Below are 18,729 nucleotides of genomic sequence, written 5' to 3' on the forward strand. Positions count from 1 at the left end.
AACTGAATATCAATAGCAACCGTCATCAGTCGAGCTAGCGTTTATCGTTTCGGTCCAACCGAATCGTAGATAACAACTTTCTCCCACAACGACGCATAGTTGTTTCTGAAGTCGTCGTGAATCGGATGTTTCTGGTAACTTTCTTCATCGGCAGGGCTGTCGAAAAAGCACAGCCACGAATAGGTATAGTCCCGCTGAATAACCTCACGGTTAGTCTTGGCTGGCGTTCCAATATGAACCATCTTGATTGTCGGACATTTAGCCAGCTTGTTTAATCCTTCCAGCAACTTCGCTTTGTCGGCCTCACTGCCCGGATTTTTCAGATAAAAGAAAACGTGGTGGGTAAACAGTTCTTTCGGGGCCATTTCAGCCATGCCCGTTGCGGGAAGTGCAGCCCCTAGCCCGGCGGCAACGCCACTTTTCACAAATGCTCTGCGCGATTGCTCGTTCATAAACGATTTAGGTTTGTTCAGCGAAGCGGCATTTACCCGCTTACAAAAGCAAAAATGAACAACAGTTAGCCGCTTTGCAACTTCAAGTGTACACTAATAAGGGAAATCCCTTACAGATTTTTCATTCTACGCGTTATTCCTGCAAATTTCACCAAGCTGAAACAGAGTCACACGTTGGATAAAGCCCACTAAATATATAGGCTCCGTTTTCAATTGTACGCTGATCTGTGTTTATATGCTTGACTTTTGACAGACAGGAATGGTTACAAATCAGTTAAAAGATGAAGATGTTAGCCTTATGGTGGTGGTGTCGGCGGGCCGCCCGCCGACACCACCACCATAAGTGAGCTACGGCTACTTGTTTCGGACTGGTCAAAGAGCCAAAACTTCAGATTACTATTTCAGGGAACCAGAACAGCTATTTTACCCCGCGTTTTTCCGCTTTCAATCTGTATGTGCGCTTGCCTCATCTCGTCAAAATCAAAGGTCTGCGAAATGTGGGATTTGATTTTACCCTGCTCAAGAAGGTTTGCCAGTTGGTTCATATCCTCGCCGTTTGACTGCACGCGTATCGGATAGCCAATCATTCCTTTAGCCTCCGCTTTTTCTATCACCGCTTCGTTCTTCCCCGACGGAATACTAATAATCGTCGCCCCCGGTTTCATCACGTCGAGCGAATGGTCGATGTTTTCGTCCCCGATTGTATCCAGTACGAAGTCAATAGCCTGGGTGGCTTCTTTTATCGTTTGCGTCTTGTAATCAATATGTTCGTCGGCTCCGAGCGATAAAACAAAGTCTTTGCTGGCTGCCGACGAGGTTCCAATTACGTAAGCGCCTAACTCTTTGGCGATTTGTACCGCAAAGTGCCCTACCCCACCCGCAGCGGCATGAATGAGCACCCGTTGACCGGCCTGCACGTTAGCGTGTGAAACAACAGCCTGAAAAGCCGTCAGAGCAGCCAACGAAGCAGCCGCTGCTTCAGCATGGGAGATTGATCCAGGCTTCAGAGCCAGATGACTCGCCGGCGCAGCTACATACTGAGCGTACGCTTTGCCGAATCCCGGAAAGTTGACCATACCAAACACATCATCGCCCGCTTTGAACAACGGTGATTTCGACTCCACAACGATACCTGAAACATCCCAACCCAGGATAATTGGATTTTGATCGTTGAACAGGCTGGACACTCCTTTCCCGGAGCGCGTTTTTACATCTATGAGGTTGACGCTGATGGCCTTGACCTGGATCAGAACTTCATTGTCGGAAACAGCGGGCGTATTCACATCGGTAACGACAAGATTGTCAACACTACCGAAATCAGTTAAAATAATCGCTTTCATGCGTAAGTCTGTTTGATTGGCACAAAAGTATACGCTGGCTTTCCCGTCGCTCTGTACATTTCTTCGCTATTTCGGTAGAACCAGACTACTGACAGGAAATTTAGCGCGACAAATGGCCTTTATGGAAAAGGACGCCTTTGTTGAGCGTCCTTTCTCGTTAACTTCGATCCACCAGCTTGTAGTTATTCGCGTTGTAGCGATCTCCGGTGTCCGGATATTTGTGCAACAGGTCTTCAATAGCCTGTACTTGCTGGTCTGACAGCTGGACATCGACACTCCCCGCATTCTCTTCTAAATACTTCCGCTTTTTGGTGCCGGGGATAGGGATAATGTTATCACCCTGATGCAGCACCCAGGCGAGCGCCAGTTGAGCGGGCGTGCAGCCGATACGCTGGGCAATATCCGCAAAGCCAGCGGCTAAATGCTGGTTATTGTCGGCATGTTCAGCCTGATACCGGGGTAGTGTTTTCCGGAAATCTCCTTCTTTCAACTCGGATACGTTCAGTGTGTTGGTCACCAGTCCCCTGGCCAGTGGGCTGAATGGTACGAACGAAATGTTCAGCTCTTTGGTAAGGGGTAAAATGGCTGACTCCACATCGCGGGTCAACAGGGAGTATTCGCTTTGTAACGCCGAAATCGGATGGACAGCATGGGCTTTTCGAATCGAATTGGCCGACGCTTCTGACAAGCCCAGGTATTTGACTTTGCCTTCTTTCACCAGATCAGCCATCGCCCCGACGGTTTCTTCAATCGGCACGTTTGGATCGACGCGGTGAGCATAGTACAAATCAATAACATCGATCTGTAACCGTTTCAGGCTCGCTTCAACCGCTTTTTTGAGGTAAGCGGGCGATCCATCGAAAGCCGATAAATTGCCATCCGTCTGAGGAACAAACCCAAATTTCGTCGCAATAAAAATCTTATCCCGGTTCGACTTCAACACCTGCGAAATCAACGATTCATTTTTGCCGCTTCCGTAAATATCGGCCGTATCCCAGAAGTTAATGCCCAGTTCAATGGCTCTGTGAAGCGTTGCTATCGACTCATCGTCATCGGGCTGACCGTACGCATGGCTCATCCCCATGCATCCCAGTCCAATGGCCGACAACTGCACATCTGTATTACCTAATAATCTGTATTTCATAAGCTTGTTTCTGTTTGAATGTTCTCACGAACATTCCGTCCACAATCCGTTCACCTGCCTGGATTGAAGAAGGCTTAACCTTTGTAAGATGCCCGTTGTTCAAGATCAGGGAGTCAGATAACGTCTATATTAATACCTTACCTCTGACTTTATCCAGCCGTCGAAAAACAACGCAAACCACGAAGGCTCACAGCCTGGATACGCCATCGTCCTGATAACGAAAGCAAAATTCAACGCTGGCCGTTATATTTGCCCAACCACAACGTTTGCGTTTAATGAAAAACCTTATTTTCCTGCTTCTTTTCTGGCCCGCTTGCGCACAGTCCCAGGCCCTGCGTGTGGCGGTGGCGGCCAACGCGCAGTTTGTTATGGAACAGTTGCGAACCGCTTTTCAGAAGCAAACCAGCGTCACCGTGGAATCGATTGTCAGTTCCTCGGGTAAACTTACCACGCAGATTCAGCAGGGCGCTCCCTACGACGTATTTCTGTCTGCCGATATGGATTACCCGCAGGCCCTTTATAAACAAGGCTTGACCCAGGCTGCGCCCGCTATTTATGCCTACGGTACGCTTGTGCTCTGGACGGTGGGCGATTTGCCCTTGTCTAAAGACCTTACGGTGCTGAAAAATCCGGCGGTGCGCCATATCGCCATAGCGAATCCGGCAAAAGCACCGTATGGCGAAGCCGCCGAAAGCGTATTGAAACACGCCCAGTTGACGGATCAGGTAAAGGCCAAAATCGTCTATGGCGAAAGCATTGCGCAGGTAAATCAATATGTCCTATCCGGTTCGGCAGAAATGGGTTTTACGGCAAAATCGGTTGTCCTTGACCCTAGCCTGCAACAGAAAGGGCACTGGATCGAACTCTCCACGGACCACTATTCGCCCATTGCTCAGGGCGTTGTGGTACTCAAACGAACAACACAGGGCAAGGCCGCCGGGCAGTTTGTTCAGTTTTTACGGAGCCAGACCGCCCGGCGCATTTTACAACAGTTTGGTTACCGATTGCCCAAGAATTAAAAAGACGTAGCTCATGCCCATTGACTGGGACCCTATCTGGCTCACGTTACGACTTGCCAGTATCACCACCTTTATCCTGCTGCTCATCGGTGTCCCGCTGGCCGGGTGGCTGGCGCTTAGCCGGTTTCGATTGAAACCGTTGGTCGAAACCGTTATCAGTCTGCCGCTGGTACTTCCCCCTTCGGTTGTCGGCTTTTACTTGCTGCTGGCTTTTAGTCCGAACAGTTGGCTGGGGGCCTGGTTGCTTCGTACGCTCAATCTTCAACTAGTCTTTTCGTTCGAGGGGCTGGTCCTGGCGTCGCTATTGTACAGTTTGCCGTTTATGGTTCATCCCATTCAGGCGGGCCTCGAAAATTTGCCCATTTCCTGGCGCGAAGCGGCCTACACGCTGGGTCAGTCTCCCGTTCGAACGTTATGGCACGTCTTGTTGCCCAATTGCAAACCGGCTCTGCTGACGGGCATTGTGCTGTCGTTTGCCCATACGATTGGTGAGTTTGGATTAGTCCTTATGATTGGCGGAAACCTGCCAGGACAAACCCGCGTAGCCTCCATCGCCATTTACGACGAAGTGGAACTGTTGCATTTTGAATCAGCGCACGTCTACGCAGCGCTGCTGTTGGGCCTCTCGTTTCTGATTTTATTGCTGGTGTACGCGATTAACAAACGGGTAACGATATGATTACGCTGGATGTCTGTATGCCGCGCCTATTTGCCGAAGGCGTTACCGAGCTTGATGTGCAATTCGACCTGACGGTGGGTAGCCTGACGGCGCTCGTAGGCCCTTCGGGTTCCGGGAAGACGACCTTACTGCGCCTGCTGGCCGGATTGGAAAAACCAAGCCGTGGCTGCATTGAGATCAACGGCGTACGCTGGCTCGATACCGCCCGGCGCATCAATTTGCCGCCCCAACAGCGGTCAATAGGCTATGTTTTTCAGGATACGGCCTTGTTTCCGAATATGACCGTACGCGAGAACATCCAGTTTGCCGCGCCCGCTGGTCATCCTGAATTGGTCGATCAACTGATCCAGGAAACGGGACTCGCTACGTTTATCGGCCAGAAACCATCGGCCTTGTCGGGTGGGCAACGACAGCGGGTGGCGTTGGCTCGCGCGTTGGTACGTCGGCCAACAGTACTGTTGCTGGATGAACCTTTTGCGGCTCTCGATCCGGACTCTGGCGGGCAGCTCCGTCAGCTGCTTTTAAAACTGCATCAATCCTGGGGTACGACGACTTTGTTGGTTAGCCACCACGAAACCGATGTTCAGGTACTAGCCGACCGGGTTATTCGGCTGGCGCAGGGACGTATTCAAAGCGACCGAGTCAATGAGAGAACAGATGTTAGCATTACAGCAGCGTCCGAACCAATCCGGCACATTTACTTCGATGAAACCAGTCAGGAGTGGGTTGTTCAGACCGACACGCTGCTGCTACGATCCACCAATTCGGCTTGGGGGAAGCTACAGGTGAATGACTCCATTCGGATCGCAACCTCCTAAAGGTATGTAATCGGTAGTATGGCTCGTGTCGGTTATTTTATTCACGCGCCATCGCAATGACAACCGCACCGATAGCCATCAGTGCAGCCCCGGCAATAACCTGCCAGTTCACTTTTTCTTTGAGGAAAACAACGGCCAGTATAATTGAAAAAACCAACGACACTTTGTCCAGCGACGCCACACGGGACGCGTCACCTATTTTGAGCGCCCGAAACGACAGCAGCGAAGAAACGCACGTGACGATGCCCGCCAGAATCAAATAAATCCAGACGCGTCGCTCGATACGTGCCACATCAGACAGCGTTCCCTGACTGATGACAACGCCCCAGGATACAATCAAAATAAGAACCGATTGAATGGCAAACGCCAGACTAGAATCGACGTTTTTAATACCGGCCTTCGACAGTGTTACCACGATAGCCGTTGCCACCGCGGCCAAAAGCGAAAAAAGAATCCACATGAGTTAAGGAATAGCGAAGCGTTTATTAATCAACTAACTGTCTCATTTAAAGGTTACAGTTCCCTGTTATTTAGCTATGCGCATTGCAGCAGGCTACTATGCCCGGACGCTCGATCAACCACCCGGAAACGGCAATCTACCAAGTGCAGCTCTGACCACCGGGAAGAGACTGAAACGCTCGCTTAATGTTATGCAAATGTTAACAACGCTAGTTATAAATTACTAAATCGTTATGATTGACCTGAGTCAAATTATAATCTCTTAACACAGACTATTTTTACAGCGTTGTAATAAACCTGCACTTGTGAACCGCTTTCGATTCGCTTTCCTTCTGACAGCCAGCCTGTTTTCGTATACTTTCAACTGCACCTTTGCCCAAACCGCATTAACACCCGCAACCCCCTGGGGATCATGGCTTATTGGTACCGTTCAGCTGCCGGGCAATGAAAAAAAATGGGGTGGTTTTGCCGAAATACAGACCCGAAGCAACGCAGTGATGCAACAGTTTTTTTATTACGAGTTGAAGGGTGGTATCAGTTACGACCTCGACCGTAATTTTACCCTGATGCTAGCGGGTGGTCAGTATGGTACCTACGATTTCAAGGATCTGTCTACCGGACCGCTCAATACCGAAAAGCGGCTATGGCAACAGCTCATTATTAACCAGTATTTGTCGCGAATAAAATTTGAACATCGGTACCGCATTGAGCAGCGTTGGTTTACGTATAGAGAAGGTAGTCAGATGTTTCGAAACCGCATTCGTTATCGATTGAATGCGTTCGTTCCCCTAAACAAACGAACCATCACCGAGAAGACGATCTTTCTATCACTGTACGACGAAGTGTTTCTTAACCCCGTTGGCCCAACCTTCGAACGCAACCGTCTATACGCGGGCGTTGGCTATCAGCTTACGAAAAACTGGATTATCCAGACGGGCTGGGTGAATCAGACCAATTACAGCCCCGCTACATTTGAGCAGGGCGTATTTACTCCCCAAGCGGCTTCTGGTAAAAACAACCTGGTTATCGGGTTAACTTACCGTATTTCCCGCCGTAGCGGCCACGCAGAAAAGCTCCCCTCGCAACCTGACTGATTACCGTACAGTAAGGTATTCGTAAAAAAGCCCCCTGTCCCATTCTACCGTTTGGGTTATTAGCTAATGGGTTTTAGTTTTGCTATATACTATGAGAAAAGGTGTCTTCTCTGAACAGGGCAGCACTGGAATGACGGTGCCTGTATTCTACACCCTATTCTGTAGTTACAGGATTTATGATTTCTTCTTTTTCCGATTTCGTTTCCTATCCCCACTCTGCGCTCATCACTAAGCGCACATTTCCCCGTTCCGTTGTACGGCGACTATTCCAGAGCCTGCCAGGTACACCAGTGAAATTTATTTATTCTTTTTTTCGAGTGTGGTTAAACGGTAGAACAGATTATTGTGTCCATCAATCTGAGATTGTCTCGCAGGCGTCTGTATTTATCCTTTGTTTATACCAGCATTTGCATTCACGACGTTCAATCGAAGCAGGCCTAAAACAACGACCTACGTGGTGCGTCGTTTTGAGGCAGCGTCGCCTGCGGGAAGCGCTCGCAGATCCTGCTCCCGTTCATATGCTACCTTATAAACTGTGATACTAACCTCTAACCATATTACTATCCAGTCTGTACTTTTACAAAGTTTATGAAAAGCGTTTTCGTTTCGTGTTGGTTCTTTTTGATGGGGTTCTATTCTTTTCAGACAAGCGCTCAAATCCAAGTTTCGTTTCCGGTTAGCCGAGCCGTTTTTCAGCGTAACACAAATAATGAAGCCACTATTCGTGTAAACGGCTATTTTACGACGCCCGTAACCCGAATTGATGCCCGCGTTCAGGCACGTGACGGACAAGGGACCTCAACCGACTGGGTCACGATTCAGAATAATCCGACTGGCGGTAATTACGCCGGTGATCTGACCGTAAAAGGAGGCTGGTACAACCTGGAAGTACGGGGCATGAACGGTGATCAACAGGTGGGCGGTAGCACTATCGTTGAACGGGTGGGTGCCGGCGAAGTATTCGTGATCGCGGGTCAGTCGAATGGTCAGGGTGTGTACGACGACATGCCCAGCGCCAGTGACGACCGCATCAACTGCGTCAATTATTTTGATCCTTCGGAGTCGCAGAACGACCCGCCTATGGATGTGCTGAATTTATTCTCTCATGTCAATCAGGGTGTTCGAATTACGCCACGCGGAGTAGGCAGCTGGTGCTGGGGTCGGGTCGGTGATATGCTAGCCCAACGACTGAAGGTACCGATCATGTTTTTCAACGCTGGTTACATTGGCACAGCCGTCAAGAACTGGCGCGAAAGTGCGGAAAATGGCCGTACGGAAAGTATTTACTCGCAGGGTTTGTACTATGCCGACGGTCAGCCTTATGCCAACCTACGGATCGCCTTGCAGTTTTACATCAATATGCTGGGCGTCAGAGCCATTTTGTGGCAGCAGGGCGAAGCCGAAAATTTCGACAATACAAGTCAGAGCAGCTATTACAATCATTTACAGTACGTTATTAATCGCAGTCGGCAGGACGCCAACAAAAATATAGCCTGGGTCGTTGCCCGCGTGTCGTATTCAGGCGATTCACGGGGAGCCCGTCCTCAGATCCTTGCCGCCCAGAACCAGATTATTAGTTCGGTAAGCAACGTGTTTCCAGGACCAGAGACCGACAACATTCAGATTCCCCGTCAGCGCCCGCCCCGGACGATCTTCGACGATGTACACTTCGATGTCAACGGACTCTACGAGGTAGCTAACGTCTGGAACAACAGCCTCAACGACAGATTTTTCGCGAATGCCCAGCCGATTTCTCCAACCCCTGCCCCGACGGTTACGGTATCGTGCGCCGGTACCAATCAACTGTCGATTGCCGTGAATGGCTCGTTCTCGTCGGTAACCTGGAACACGGGTGAAGGCGGCCAACGCATTACCAAAGGGGCTGGGCAGTACCGGGCGAAGGTGAAAGACGCGGCCGGTAATGTACTGTTCTCACCCGTTGTGCGCGTGGCTTCTGCTCCATCCATTCAGGCTTCGGGTCCGACCACGTTTTGCGCCGGAAACAGCGTGACGTTACGGACTGATTACGACAACAATATCCAATGGAATAATAACAATACGTCGCAACAGCTGTCTGTCAATTCCTCCGGCGATTATTCGGTTCAATACCGGGATGTAAGCGGCTGTACGTTTGTTTCGGGAACGACCTCGGTCCGGGTAAATCCATTACCCGCTATTCCGACGGTTACGGCTCAGCAAACGACAACCTTTTGTCAGGGTGGCAACACCACGCTGAGCGCCAACGAGGTTGCGGGTTATCGGTATCGGTGGAACTCGGGCCAGACCGACCGCAACATTACGGTACAGACAGCGGGAGCCTATACCGTGACTGCCACGGACCAGAACGGCTGTACATCGCCCCAATCGCAGTCAATTGCTGTCGTTGTAAATCCTTTGCCAGCAACCCCAGTTATTGCGGCCAGCGGAAACACGACCTTCTGCGCCGACCAGCGCGTAACCCTGACTTCGACCGAAAATACGGCCTATCAGTGGACGAACGGAGCAACTTCGCGAGCCGTGACCATCAACCAGTCCGGTGTGTACACGGTGCGGACACAAAATCAGTTTAGTTGCTTTTCGGCTCCGTCCAACGCCATCACGATCCGGGTAAACCCGCTGCCAAATTCGCCAACACTGACAGCAAACGGGCCGACAACCTTTTGTGATGGTAACCAGGTAGCACTTACAGCAACCAGCAATTTACGCCCTTTGTGGAGCACCGGCGATTCCGTACAAACCATCCAGGTGCGTCAGTCGGGTTCTTATTCGGCGCGGGTTCGGGATAACAACGGCTGTTTTTCGCCGTTAGCTACGGCGATTGCCGTTGATGTAAAACCACTGCCGAGCGTTCCTTCCGTTACGCAGATTGGTACCTATACGCTCGAAGCGATGGGCTCCCTTTCAGGCGATTTTTACCGCTGGTACATCAACACCGATACGCTGGCCGTTCAAACAGCGATAATCAAGGCCGGTCGATCCGGTTCGTACGCGGCCCAGGCGTTTATTCGCTACAGCCCAACGCTGACTTGTTTTTCTGATCCATCCGCCCGGCTAAACTTCGTAGTTGATGACTCAAACCAGGGATTAAGTATCTATCCGAATCCTAGCCCTGACAAAATCATTACGCTCGAAACGCTGAATAACCTGGCCAACGCCACAATCCGCATCTTTACCGTATCGGGCCGGGAGGTTGAAACGATTTTCCTACCAAGTATCGAAGATCGTAAATCCATCGATCTGCAAAAATTGGCTCCGGGCATGTACATTATGCAAATCAGGGCGATTAATTACTCAGCATCCAGACGTTTTCTCGTCGGTATGGGCAACTAAGTCCCGCCTTCGACAAGATAGAATTCATTAACAAGAAAGGCTCCCCTAGCTGTGTTAGGAGAGCCTTTTTTATGTACATTTTAGACTATATACTGTAATTTTATTTTGAAATTCTATCTAAACATCAAATATAATAGCTACAAATAGAACTCAAGATAGAATATTCTATAAATTGCTTGTCCAATAAGTGGGCATTACTGACAGTCAAAAAAGCTCCTCTTCATTCTCTGTTACCCATCCATGAAAACGTATTGTACAGTTCTTTTAACTCTATCTCTCCTCCCTAGTGCATTTGCCCAGCGATCGTATTACGGTACCGAAGAAAAATGGCCCGAACAGGACACCGCCCGAAAGGTGTACACCGTGAAAGGCGAACGGCACGGCATCAGTTATTTCAAGAAGCATACGTTCAAGGACGTACAATACCAAATGGGGTCGACGCTTACCTTCGATACCTACCACACCCCCGACGTCATGTACGGCTGGTGCCGCAAATGGGCCGAACAATACCCTAACCTGGTCGATTTGTACGAAGTAGCAAAAAGCTACGAAGGGCGGCCTATTTTACAACTGACACTGACCAACAAGAAAACGGGTAAACACACCGACAAACCAGCGGCTTACTTTGAAGGCGGACGGCACAGTGGCGAAGTCACCAGTAGTGAAGCTGTCCTCTGGCTGGCCAAACACTTGCTGGACAACTACGGTAAAGACGCGTCCATCACGAAACTGCTGGATACCAAAACCATTTACTTACGTCCCGAAAACAATCCTGACGGCGCAACGATGTACCTGTACACGGCGCAACGCAACCGCAGCAGCCTGCGCCCGAACGACAATGATCGGGATGGACTGCTGGATGAGGATTCTGAAGATGATCTCGATGGCGACGGGATCATTTACCAGATCCGGAAAAAGGCAACAACGAAGGCGGACCTGGAAAAGGCGGATTATGTCATCGACCCGAAAGATAAGTCAGGCCGGTTGATGAAGCGGGTACAGGCCGGCCAGGGCACGCACCTCGTGTACACCGAAGGCATTGACAACGACGGTGATGGCAAGTACAACGAAGATGGTATTGGTGGCCTGGACAACCACCGCAACTACCCCGAAAACTGGCGACCCGACCAGGGTGGCGACTTTACCGGGCGGGGCTACACGCAGGGCGGTGCCAGTGAGTACCCGCTCAGCGAACCCGAAACGCGGGCTACGTACGTCTGGCTGATGGGTCACCCCAACATCACGGTGGTCAATTCGATGGACACGAGCGTTCCGATGCACCTACGCCCCCCCTCCACATCGGCCAGCGCCGAAAGTATGTTCCCCGCCGACGAGGCTATTTACAAACACATGGATAGTTTGGGGCTTTCGTTTACGGGCTATCCGTGGGCGGGCGATGTGTACGATGTGTATAATACGCGCAACAAAATCAATCGCTTGACCGGCGACCCGTCAAAGCCACAACCCCTGTTCGGACACGGGCCGGATTTCGGCTATTTTCAATACGGTGCCGTTTGGTACGGGGATGAGCTTTGGAACAATGGGGCCATGAAAGATTACGACGGCGATGGCGACCGGGATGAATACGACGCGCTGATGTGGGACGACGAAGCCAACGGCAAACGTGGCTTCAAGCCGTGGACCAAAATGACGCATCCCCAATTGGGCGAAGTAGAGATTGGCGGCTTTAACCCTAAGTTTTTCTCACAAAACGGTCCGGCCTGGATTCTGGAGAACTGGATCTCGAAGCAATCGAAATTCAATCTGGCGATGGCGAAAGAACTTCCGCAGGTTGATTTGACCGATGTAACCGTGAAACCGCTGGCCGATAATGAATATGAAATAAAGGCGAGTTGGATAAACTCCGGTAAGTTACCCGTAGCGTTAGAGCAGGCCAAGCGGGTTAAGATGGTTCCCGAAGACCGGGTAACGCTGGACATCAACAAGGAGCTGTTGAAAGGTTTTAAAGATGCGAAAGTCGTCATTACCCAACCGGCTCTGTTTGACAAAACGATCTACGCGGGCTACACAAACGTTGGCGAGAAAAAAGAAGCGACCTTCCGGGTTAAGCTCAACCAACCGGGCAGCATCAAAGCAAAGGTTAAATTACTGTCAACGCGGGGTGGTTATACAGAAAAGGAAATTACCATCGGTAAGTAATTTACAAAGCGAATAGCGAACAAGCGTGCGGTCAGATTCTTGATTTTGTGTTACGGCGGTGTCGGTTGTCAACAAAAAAGACGAGTTCCGCATAAACCTCTTGTGGTGTCGGTTTCTTAAAACCGACATTTCTGCTGGCAACAGTTGGTGTCGGTTTTGAGAAACCGACACCACAAGAAACGAAGCCAAAAACCATGACCGCACACTTGGTTACTTTTCTTTTTGTGCTAACCCACCCCAGAAAACTACAGATCCCTCATCCAGTAGACCATCGTTTTAGGCGTCGATACCGATTCGCCGATATCGGGCCAGTCGAGGGTGCTTCGCAATGCATCCTGCTTGACATAGCCTCTCTTCTGCCAGAACAAGTCGTTAGGTCGGTAATCCAGCGGTTTGGCGGGGTGGTTCTCGTCGCGCTCGACCGCGCAGAAGCAGGTTGTTCTAAACGTACCGAAACTACGGGCGTGGGCTTCCCGCTCATCGAAAAAACGGTGCCCTAGCCCCAATCCGCGAAACGCAGACAGCAGAATACTTTCACCAAAATAAAAGATGCGATCAATATCGGCAGAAGTCTGCGTAAACGGTCGGCGAATGTCGTCTGTTTCGTCACGCAGCGGAATGGCCGTCGTGGCACCAACCATCTCGTCTCCGCTGTACACCGCAAACAAAAACGACCGCTCCGACTGGCTATACGTTTTCAGATACGCTTTTTCGTACGCAACCGACCCTTCGTATAGGTACGGAAAGTCGCGGAAAACGGCAATACGTAGCCGGGCCAGCTCGTCGAAGACGGATGCTATTTCGCTTCCTTTTTTGGTAGTAAACGACAGTGCACTCATCGACTATTCCGATACCAACTTGATCCAGAGCGGCAGGTTGTAGTACGTCGTTACCCGCGAAATTTTCTCATCCTTGACCTCCAGAAATGCCGCAGCAGGCAGTCGATAGGTTTGATTGTGCGCTTCGGGTAGACCCGCTTCACCTTTCTTATAAACCCCGTTCACGATAAACTCCACCGCTACGCGCGTGTCGGTCGGCTCCGTCAGAAACACCAGATCGGTCAGCGTTTCGTCGTACGACTCGTCCATCGTTTGCATGAACTCGGTGAATTTTTCGGTACCAACGCGCGCTTCGCCCTGGTTCGGCTCGTGTCGAACGTCCGGGTGCAGCAGCACCAGCATGCCGTTCCAATCTTTCTGGTTGAAGCTCGAATAATACTCTTGTACAATCTCTAAGGCAGTCATTGCAAGTAATCTAAGTCTGTTTTTATCAACTCATCCGCCGTAGCGAATGTTGACCGTTGAGCAAAGATACAAAGTAGCCCGCTGACCGGCGACAGAAAGCTTTTTCTACGAATCACCTAAATTGCCGACCATCGATACAGGATGCGGTTTGATACCTTATCTTCGACCACGCCTGAATGCGCTCGACGCTTAATCCCTGTTCACGCTTGAGTAAGAAAAATAACATACCCGTTTTTGAACTGTCAAAAGAAGCAAAAGCGGGATTATTTGTTCGAATGGTCGATTCGACGGTTATTAAGTCGGGCGATCACGACATTGACATTGCCCATCGCGACAATTCGTATCTGTTGTTCATTCTGCAAAGTGGAAACGGACGATTTTTGCTGGACTTCGAAGAATTTCACTTTCAAGCACCCGCTTTTGGTTTGATCCGCCCCGAACAAGTACACCGCTTGGTCGATCATCAGGCCGCGAAGGGCTGGCTTGTCGCTTTTGATCCTGGCCTGCTCGATCCGGAGTTGGTTCAATCAGTCCGCTTACTGACGCTATCGCCCCTTCCCGACCTCAATTCCGACAAGCTTGCTTCGATTCACGAACTCGTCCGTTTGTTGTACACCTTGTTTTGGTCAGCCGATAGCCGATCAATAACGTTACAACACCTGCTGAACGCGCTTGTCAGTGCAGTTTGCGACCTTCACCAATCCGTCAATAAGGCGTCGGGTTATACAGAGAGTAGGGCCGATGAAATCACCCTCGCTTTTCGCCAGTTGGTTGAACAGCAGTACATTGACTGGAAACGGCCCGCTCACTATGCCGAAGCACTTCATGTATCGGTCAATCACCTGACAGACACTATCAAGCAAAAAACGGGCTTCCCGGTATCGTACTGGATTCAGCACCAAACGATGCTCGAAGCCAAGCGGCTTTTATACCATACGCAGGGAACGGTCAAAGATGTCGCTTACCGCCTGGGCTTTTCCGATCAGCATTACTTTTCCCGACTATTTCGCAAGGTTACGGGCCACACACCGATTGAATTCAGGCAGCTATTCCATGATTTGTCCACCAAAACCCCGCCTTCAGCCATTCTTTAGGCCGCCTGCCCCCCGTTTCTTTGCATCGTAGCCAATTAGCAAAATACGATGAGCCTTCTAGATACGATTACCAAAGCGGTTGGGCAAAAAGCCACGATCATTGAAAAAAGACAAATCGCCGATCATACCTTTCACCTAAAAATTCAGGGGAGCGCCCTGCAAGCGCTGACGTACACACCGGGCGAACACCTGCGGGTATTGATTGGGCTCGACAAGAATAGCTCACTCATGGATAAGGTCCGAACGTACTCCATTTGGCAGTATGATCAGGCCAATGCCACCATTGATCTTGCCGTTTGTACGCATTCGAAGGGCGTTGGTAGCCGCTGGATTCAGGAGGTGCAACCGGGTGAACTTCTGTACTTCGTCGGTCCGAGAGGCAATTTCACCATAGACGATTCGGGCGATTATTACGTGTTTGTCGGCGACCCATCGGCATTGGCGCACCTGTACGAAATCAACCGAAACCTGTCGGGTTCTAAAAAAATCATCAGCTTTATCTACGCCGACCAGGATATGGATTTCTTTCCTGATGTGGATGGCTGTACGCCTTTTTCATTTTATCAACAACCCCAAAATCCAGCCCAAACGGTTATCGAGCAACTGACCAGTCAGGTAAACAACGCGACCGGGAAAGGAATGCTGTATGTTGGTGGTGATAGCCGACTCTGCGCGACGCTCAACCGCTATTTTCGGCATTCGCTCCACTGGGGAAGCCGCCAGATCAAAACCAAGCCTTTCTGGAATCCAACAAAAACAGGTTTATCGTAACCCATAAAATCGTATGTACGCTCAACTCATCATCTGCCAGGATGCGCCCGCTCATCCGGACGGTCCAACCAGTCAATCACCGCAACCGAATCCGCTTACCCCATCGACTATTTATTTGAACTGGCAATTAATCAGCGATCGACTAACGACCGGTAAACTGATCGACCTGATGGCTTGTCTGGACGAGCTTGGTTTCGCCCAGTTGGAAACCGATTAAGCACTTACTCGCCCAACCACTGGCGGAACGCCATCGCTTTCTCGCGACTTACCATAACGCTTTCTTCAGTGGCTGGCCGAAGCTCTACCTTCAGCTTGCTACTGAAATGCAGATGGATGCGATGAACCGCTTTATGACTAACGATAAATTGCCGGTTGGCCCGGTAAAACTGTTTTGGATCAAGCGACTTCTCTAGTTCATCGAGCGAGTAGTTAAGGCTGTATTGGTTGTTCGCGTGCGACTTTAGAAAAGTCAGCTTGTTGGTCGAGAAAAAATAAGCGATCTCACTCCCGTCGATGGGTATCAACCGCTGGCCGACATGCACCAGAAAGCGATCCCGGTAGGCAAGCGTCGCTGGCTGACGCTCCGTTAGCTGGCGGATCAGTTCGTCAATGGGCATGCTTACAGTCGGGTTGCCGCCGTACGTCTGCCGAAGCTGACGAAACTTATGCAACGCTTTTTGCAACGCCGTTTCCTGAATGGGTTTTAGCAAATAATCGACACTGTTGACGTCAAAAGCCTTGAGGGCGTACTCGTCGTACGCCGTCGTGAAAATAATCGGACTCGTTACCGCTACCTGATCGAAAATCGCGAAGCTCTGCCCATCCGACAGTTCAATATCCAGCAAGATCAGATCAGGATGTACGGGCTGCCCAACAATGGCTGGTTGCTGGCTGCTTTGCCGAAGGTACGCTACCGTGCGTTCGATGCTGTCGAGTACGGCCAGCACCGTTACATCATCCCCCGCCCGCTCTACCATGGCTTTAAGCTGACGAGCAGCTACGGCTTCGTCCTCCACAATTAGTATATTCATGGCTGCACGTTCGGTAGTAAAGGAATCGACACCTGAAAAATGTGTTCCGTCCGGTGAATAATTGGGTCGGATTGATTGAGCAGTCGGTATTTAGCCGAAATATTAGCTAATCCCATCTGGTTTGAAGGAACAACGGTTTGCTTAGGCTGCAAATTATTAACCACAAGCAGGTTGTGAGCCGCATCGCTTTCGATCCGAATGGTGAGTGGACTACCCGTCGATATTCGATTATGCTTCACGGCATTTTCGACCAGCATCTGAAGCGTAAGCGGGGGCAACCCGTAATCCAGTACGTCGGCAGCAATAGCTAGTTCCAGCACCAAACCCTGTTCGTAGCGCGTTTTGAGCAGCTCGACATACGCCTGAATAAACGTTAGTTCTTTCGACAACGGAATAAGTACCTGTTCGTTGCTTTGCAAAAGATACCGGTACACCTGCGACAGATTAATGATAAACGCAACGGCCTGCTCTTTCGCATCCTCCATCACCAGTCCCTGCAAGGTATTCAGGCTGTTGAACAAAAAGTGCGGTTTTACCTGCTCCTTTAACGATTCCAGCTGCGTTTGCAGGTTGATTTTTTTCAGCTCCTGCGCTTCGTAATACGTGACGGTCCACTGCCGATACAGGTACATCCCTTCGTAAATAGCTGCTATGGGTATGATACCGAAGAGGCCAACGGCCACATTGTAAACGTAGCGGATGGGGGTGTAATGATAACCCCAGAACAGACTTGTGTCGTACAGGAACGTGGTCAGCAGCCGCACGAGTCCGGTGGTAATGACGAACCACACAATCTGAAAAAGAATACGCGGTCGGGTTTGACTCAAATCCGGGTAACGCCGTCGCGACCGGAGGATACCGTACCGGCTGATCGTCCACAGCAACGACACTTCCAGCAGACTGAAAATCCAGTCGATCCAGAACAGTTGATTATGCTGTCGATTGATTTCGTCGTAGAAAATCCAGTTGGCCAGCAACGCCATAACCGGAATACCGACCAACCGAAACCACTTGTCGTTTAATCCTGTCATCCGTCGTTGTCCGAAGGCTGCAAGGTAGCCGTACGGCATCATTGTAACAACTCAATGGCCCGTTCCAGCGCCCGATCATGACCGGCTTTCAAGTCGTCGGACGTGTTCTTAACCCGTATTTTGGGCATAATCCCAATACCTTCCAGATTCTGACCCGTTGCATTGCGTACGTCGGCAATGGGCACGCGGATGCTCCAGCCGTTGGGCAGATCGCGGGTAATAGCGTCCGACAGAGCCCCGCCCGTTACATCGCCTACCTGCGTCACCTGCTTGTTCTGTATCATCGCCAATACAAATGTTTCTGCCGAGCTATACGAAGACCGATTCGTTAGTACGACGACTGGTTTGGTATACTGAAAACGGCCCGCCGGTTCGGTATAAAACGTTAGTTCGGGCGCAAAGTCAGCGTGACGCGGTCCATTGCGAAGCCGGGCGGTAAAGGATCGATGCCGTTCGCTGGCGAATCGGTTGGCAACGTACTGAGCCACCCGGTCTTCGCCCCCACCGTTGTTGCGCAGGTCAATAATGATTCCTTTCGTATCAGCCAGATACGTCAGCACCGAATCCATCGTCTTTTCGTACGTCGCAAAACTAGCTTCGAACCCTTTCAGCAGCAGGTAGCCGACATGCGGACCGATTTTACCGCATTCAAATTCGTCCGTAATTGGTCTGGTGGCACTCACGTACGTTTTGACCACTTCGCCGTTGTAGTCATCCACCTTGGTTCGGCCTAGAATTCCCCCTGAATACCAGGGCAGTTTAGTGGCAGCCGTCGGACGTAGATAAACGTGATTATCGTCCAGTACATCGAGCAGACTGGTCATCACCCGGTATAAGTCCGCATCGGTAGATTGCTCATTGATCTGCGGTCGGTAGGTTTTATAGGCATCATCCCAGTCAATTTTTTTCGGTTCAAACGCGCCGTATAACTGGTCGTATTCTTTCCAGAGCTGATCGAAATTGGTCATGGGTGTATTGGCCGTTTGCGGTCCGAGAAGTTTCGGACTACAACCCGAAGCAATGAATAGTACGAGAATAAGCCGAATGGATTTCATGCGCAACG

At 50.5% G+C, this 18,729-nt stretch carries 18 protein-coding genes; 9 read left to right on the top strand and 9 right to left on the bottom strand.

Annotated elements, in window-relative coordinates; genetic code table 11:
- Positions 1 to 41 precede the first annotated feature (41 nt).
- The 3 genes from LQ777_RS15285 to LQ777_RS15295 form a co-directional block, all read right to left on the bottom strand.
- Entirely contained in the window at positions 42 to 452 is a 411-nt protein-coding gene (locus tag LQ777_RS15285; RefSeq protein WP_232558796.1) for a Dabb family protein, read from the bottom strand.
- Positions 453 to 853: 401 nt separating this feature from the next.
- A complete protein-coding gene (locus tag LQ777_RS15290) occupies positions 854 to 1,792 on the bottom strand; it encodes an NADP-dependent oxidoreductase (protein ID WP_232558797.1) in 939 nt (312 codons plus the stop codon).
- Positions 1,793 to 1,949: 157 nt separating this feature from the next.
- Positions 1,950 to 2,936, bottom strand: a complete 987-nt coding sequence (locus LQ777_RS15295) for an aldo/keto reductase (RefSeq protein ID WP_232558798.1) — start codon at positions 2,934 to 2,936, stop codon at positions 1,950 to 1,952.
- 275 nt (positions 2,937 to 3,211) lie between these two features.
- On the opposite strand from LQ777_RS15295, the gene modA reads away from it, so the two are divergent.
- From modA to LQ777_RS15310, 3 genes are read left to right on the top strand one after another with little or no spacing between them, the layout of a single operon-like run.
- On the top strand, positions 3,212 to 3,955 hold the full coding sequence (gene modA / locus LQ777_RS15300) for a molybdate ABC transporter substrate-binding protein (protein ID WP_232558799.1): 744 nt from the start codon (positions 3,212 to 3,214) through the stop codon (positions 3,953 to 3,955).
- Between the two features lie 13 nt (positions 3,956 to 3,968).
- On the top strand, positions 3,969 to 4,634 hold the full coding sequence (gene modB, locus LQ777_RS15305) for a molybdate ABC transporter permease subunit (protein ID WP_232558800.1): 666 nt from the start codon (positions 3,969 to 3,971) through the stop codon (positions 4,632 to 4,634).
- Entirely contained in the window at positions 4,631 to 5,452 is an 822-nt protein-coding gene (locus tag LQ777_RS15310; RefSeq protein ID WP_232558801.1) for a sulfate/molybdate ABC transporter ATP-binding protein, read from the top strand. Before modB ends, LQ777_RS15310 begins: the two co-directional genes overlap by 4 nt.
- A 37-nt stretch (positions 5,453 to 5,489) precedes the next feature.
- Here the strand turns inward: LQ777_RS15310 and LQ777_RS15315 are convergent, their stop codons facing one another.
- A complete protein-coding gene (locus tag LQ777_RS15315; protein WP_232558802.1) occupies positions 5,490 to 5,912 on the bottom strand; it encodes an EamA family transporter in 423 nt (140 codons plus the stop codon).
- A gap of 304 nt (positions 5,913 to 6,216) precedes the next feature.
- Between LQ777_RS15315 and LQ777_RS15320 the strand changes: the two genes are divergently transcribed.
- The 3 genes from LQ777_RS15320 (at position 6,217) to LQ777_RS15330 (ending at position 12,495) form a co-directional block, all read left to right on the top strand.
- Positions 6,217 to 7,005: a DUF2490 domain-containing protein gene (locus LQ777_RS15320; RefSeq protein WP_232558803.1), complete on the top strand. Its 789-nt coding sequence runs from the start codon at positions 6,217 to 6,219 to the stop codon at positions 7,003 to 7,005.
- Positions 7,006 to 7,593: 588 nt separating this feature from the next.
- Complete coding sequence (locus LQ777_RS15325; RefSeq protein WP_232558804.1) at positions 7,594 to 10,335, top strand: T9SS type A sorting domain-containing protein; 2,742 nt, start codon at positions 7,594 to 7,596, stop codon at positions 10,333 to 10,335.
- 240 nt (positions 10,336 to 10,575) lie between these two features.
- Positions 10,576 to 12,495 (top strand): M14 family metallopeptidase, encoded by a 1,920-nt coding sequence (locus tag LQ777_RS15330; protein ID WP_232558805.1) that lies wholly within the window; start codon positions 10,576 to 10,578, stop codon positions 12,493 to 12,495.
- Between the two features lie 245 nt (positions 12,496 to 12,740).
- On the opposite strand, the gene LQ777_RS15335 is transcribed toward LQ777_RS15330, so the two are convergent.
- The gene (locus LQ777_RS15335; RefSeq protein ID WP_232558806.1) at positions 12,741 to 13,334 is read right to left on the bottom strand and encodes a GNAT family N-acetyltransferase; all 594 of its coding nucleotides are present in this window, start codon (positions 13,332 to 13,334) and stop codon (positions 12,741 to 12,743) included.
- Between the two features lie 3 nt (positions 13,335 to 13,337).
- On the bottom strand, positions 13,338 to 13,739 hold the full coding sequence (locus tag LQ777_RS15340) for a nuclear transport factor 2 family protein (RefSeq protein WP_232558807.1): 402 nt from the start codon (positions 13,737 to 13,739) through the stop codon (positions 13,338 to 13,340).
- A gap of 176 nt (positions 13,740 to 13,915) precedes the next feature.
- Here LQ777_RS15340 and LQ777_RS15345 point away from each other — a divergent pair, with 176 nt between their 5' ends.
- From LQ777_RS15345 to LQ777_RS15355, 3 genes are read left to right on the top strand one after another with little or no spacing between them, the layout of a single operon-like run.
- Positions 13,916 to 14,833, top strand: coding sequence for a helix-turn-helix domain-containing protein (locus LQ777_RS15345; protein ID WP_232558808.1), 918 nt, complete (start codon positions 13,916 to 13,918; stop codon positions 14,831 to 14,833).
- A 48-nt stretch (positions 14,834 to 14,881) separates the two neighbouring features.
- Positions 14,882 to 15,604 carry a siderophore-interacting protein gene (locus LQ777_RS15350; protein WP_232558809.1) on the top strand — a complete coding sequence of 241 codons (723 nt, stop codon included), beginning with the start codon at positions 14,882 to 14,884 and terminating at the stop codon, positions 15,602 to 15,604.
- Positions 15,605 to 15,617: 13 nt separating this feature from the next.
- On the top strand, positions 15,618 to 15,821 hold the full coding sequence (locus LQ777_RS15355) for a hypothetical protein (RefSeq protein WP_232558810.1): 204 nt from the start codon (positions 15,618 to 15,620) through the stop codon (positions 15,819 to 15,821).
- A gap of 4 nt (positions 15,822 to 15,825) precedes the next feature.
- Here LQ777_RS15355 and LQ777_RS15360 read toward each other — a convergent pair whose 3' ends face one another.
- Genes LQ777_RS15360 through LQ777_RS15370 form a run of 3 tightly spaced genes read right to left on the bottom strand, consistent with a single transcriptional unit; the run spans position 15,826 to position 18,721 of the window.
- The gene (locus tag LQ777_RS15360) at positions 15,826 to 16,635 is read right to left on the bottom strand and encodes a LytR/AlgR family response regulator transcription factor (RefSeq protein WP_232558811.1); all 810 of its coding nucleotides are present in this window, start codon (positions 16,633 to 16,635) and stop codon (positions 15,826 to 15,828) included.
- A complete protein-coding gene (locus LQ777_RS15365; protein ID WP_232558812.1) occupies positions 16,632 to 17,666 on the bottom strand; it encodes a sensor histidine kinase in 1,035 nt (344 codons plus the stop codon). Before LQ777_RS15365 ends, LQ777_RS15360 begins: the two co-directional genes overlap by 4 nt.
- 38 nt (positions 17,667 to 17,704) lie before the next feature.
- On the bottom strand, positions 17,705 to 18,721 hold the full coding sequence (locus LQ777_RS15370; RefSeq protein ID WP_232558813.1) for a S41 family peptidase: 1,017 nt from the start codon (positions 18,719 to 18,721) through the stop codon (positions 17,705 to 17,707).
- Positions 18,722 to 18,729: the final 8 nt, after the last annotated feature.

It is taken from the genome of Spirosoma oryzicola, assembly GCF_021233055.1.
Classification (GTDB): Bacteria; Bacteroidota; Bacteroidia; order Cytophagales; family Spirosomataceae; genus Spirosoma; species Spirosoma oryzicola.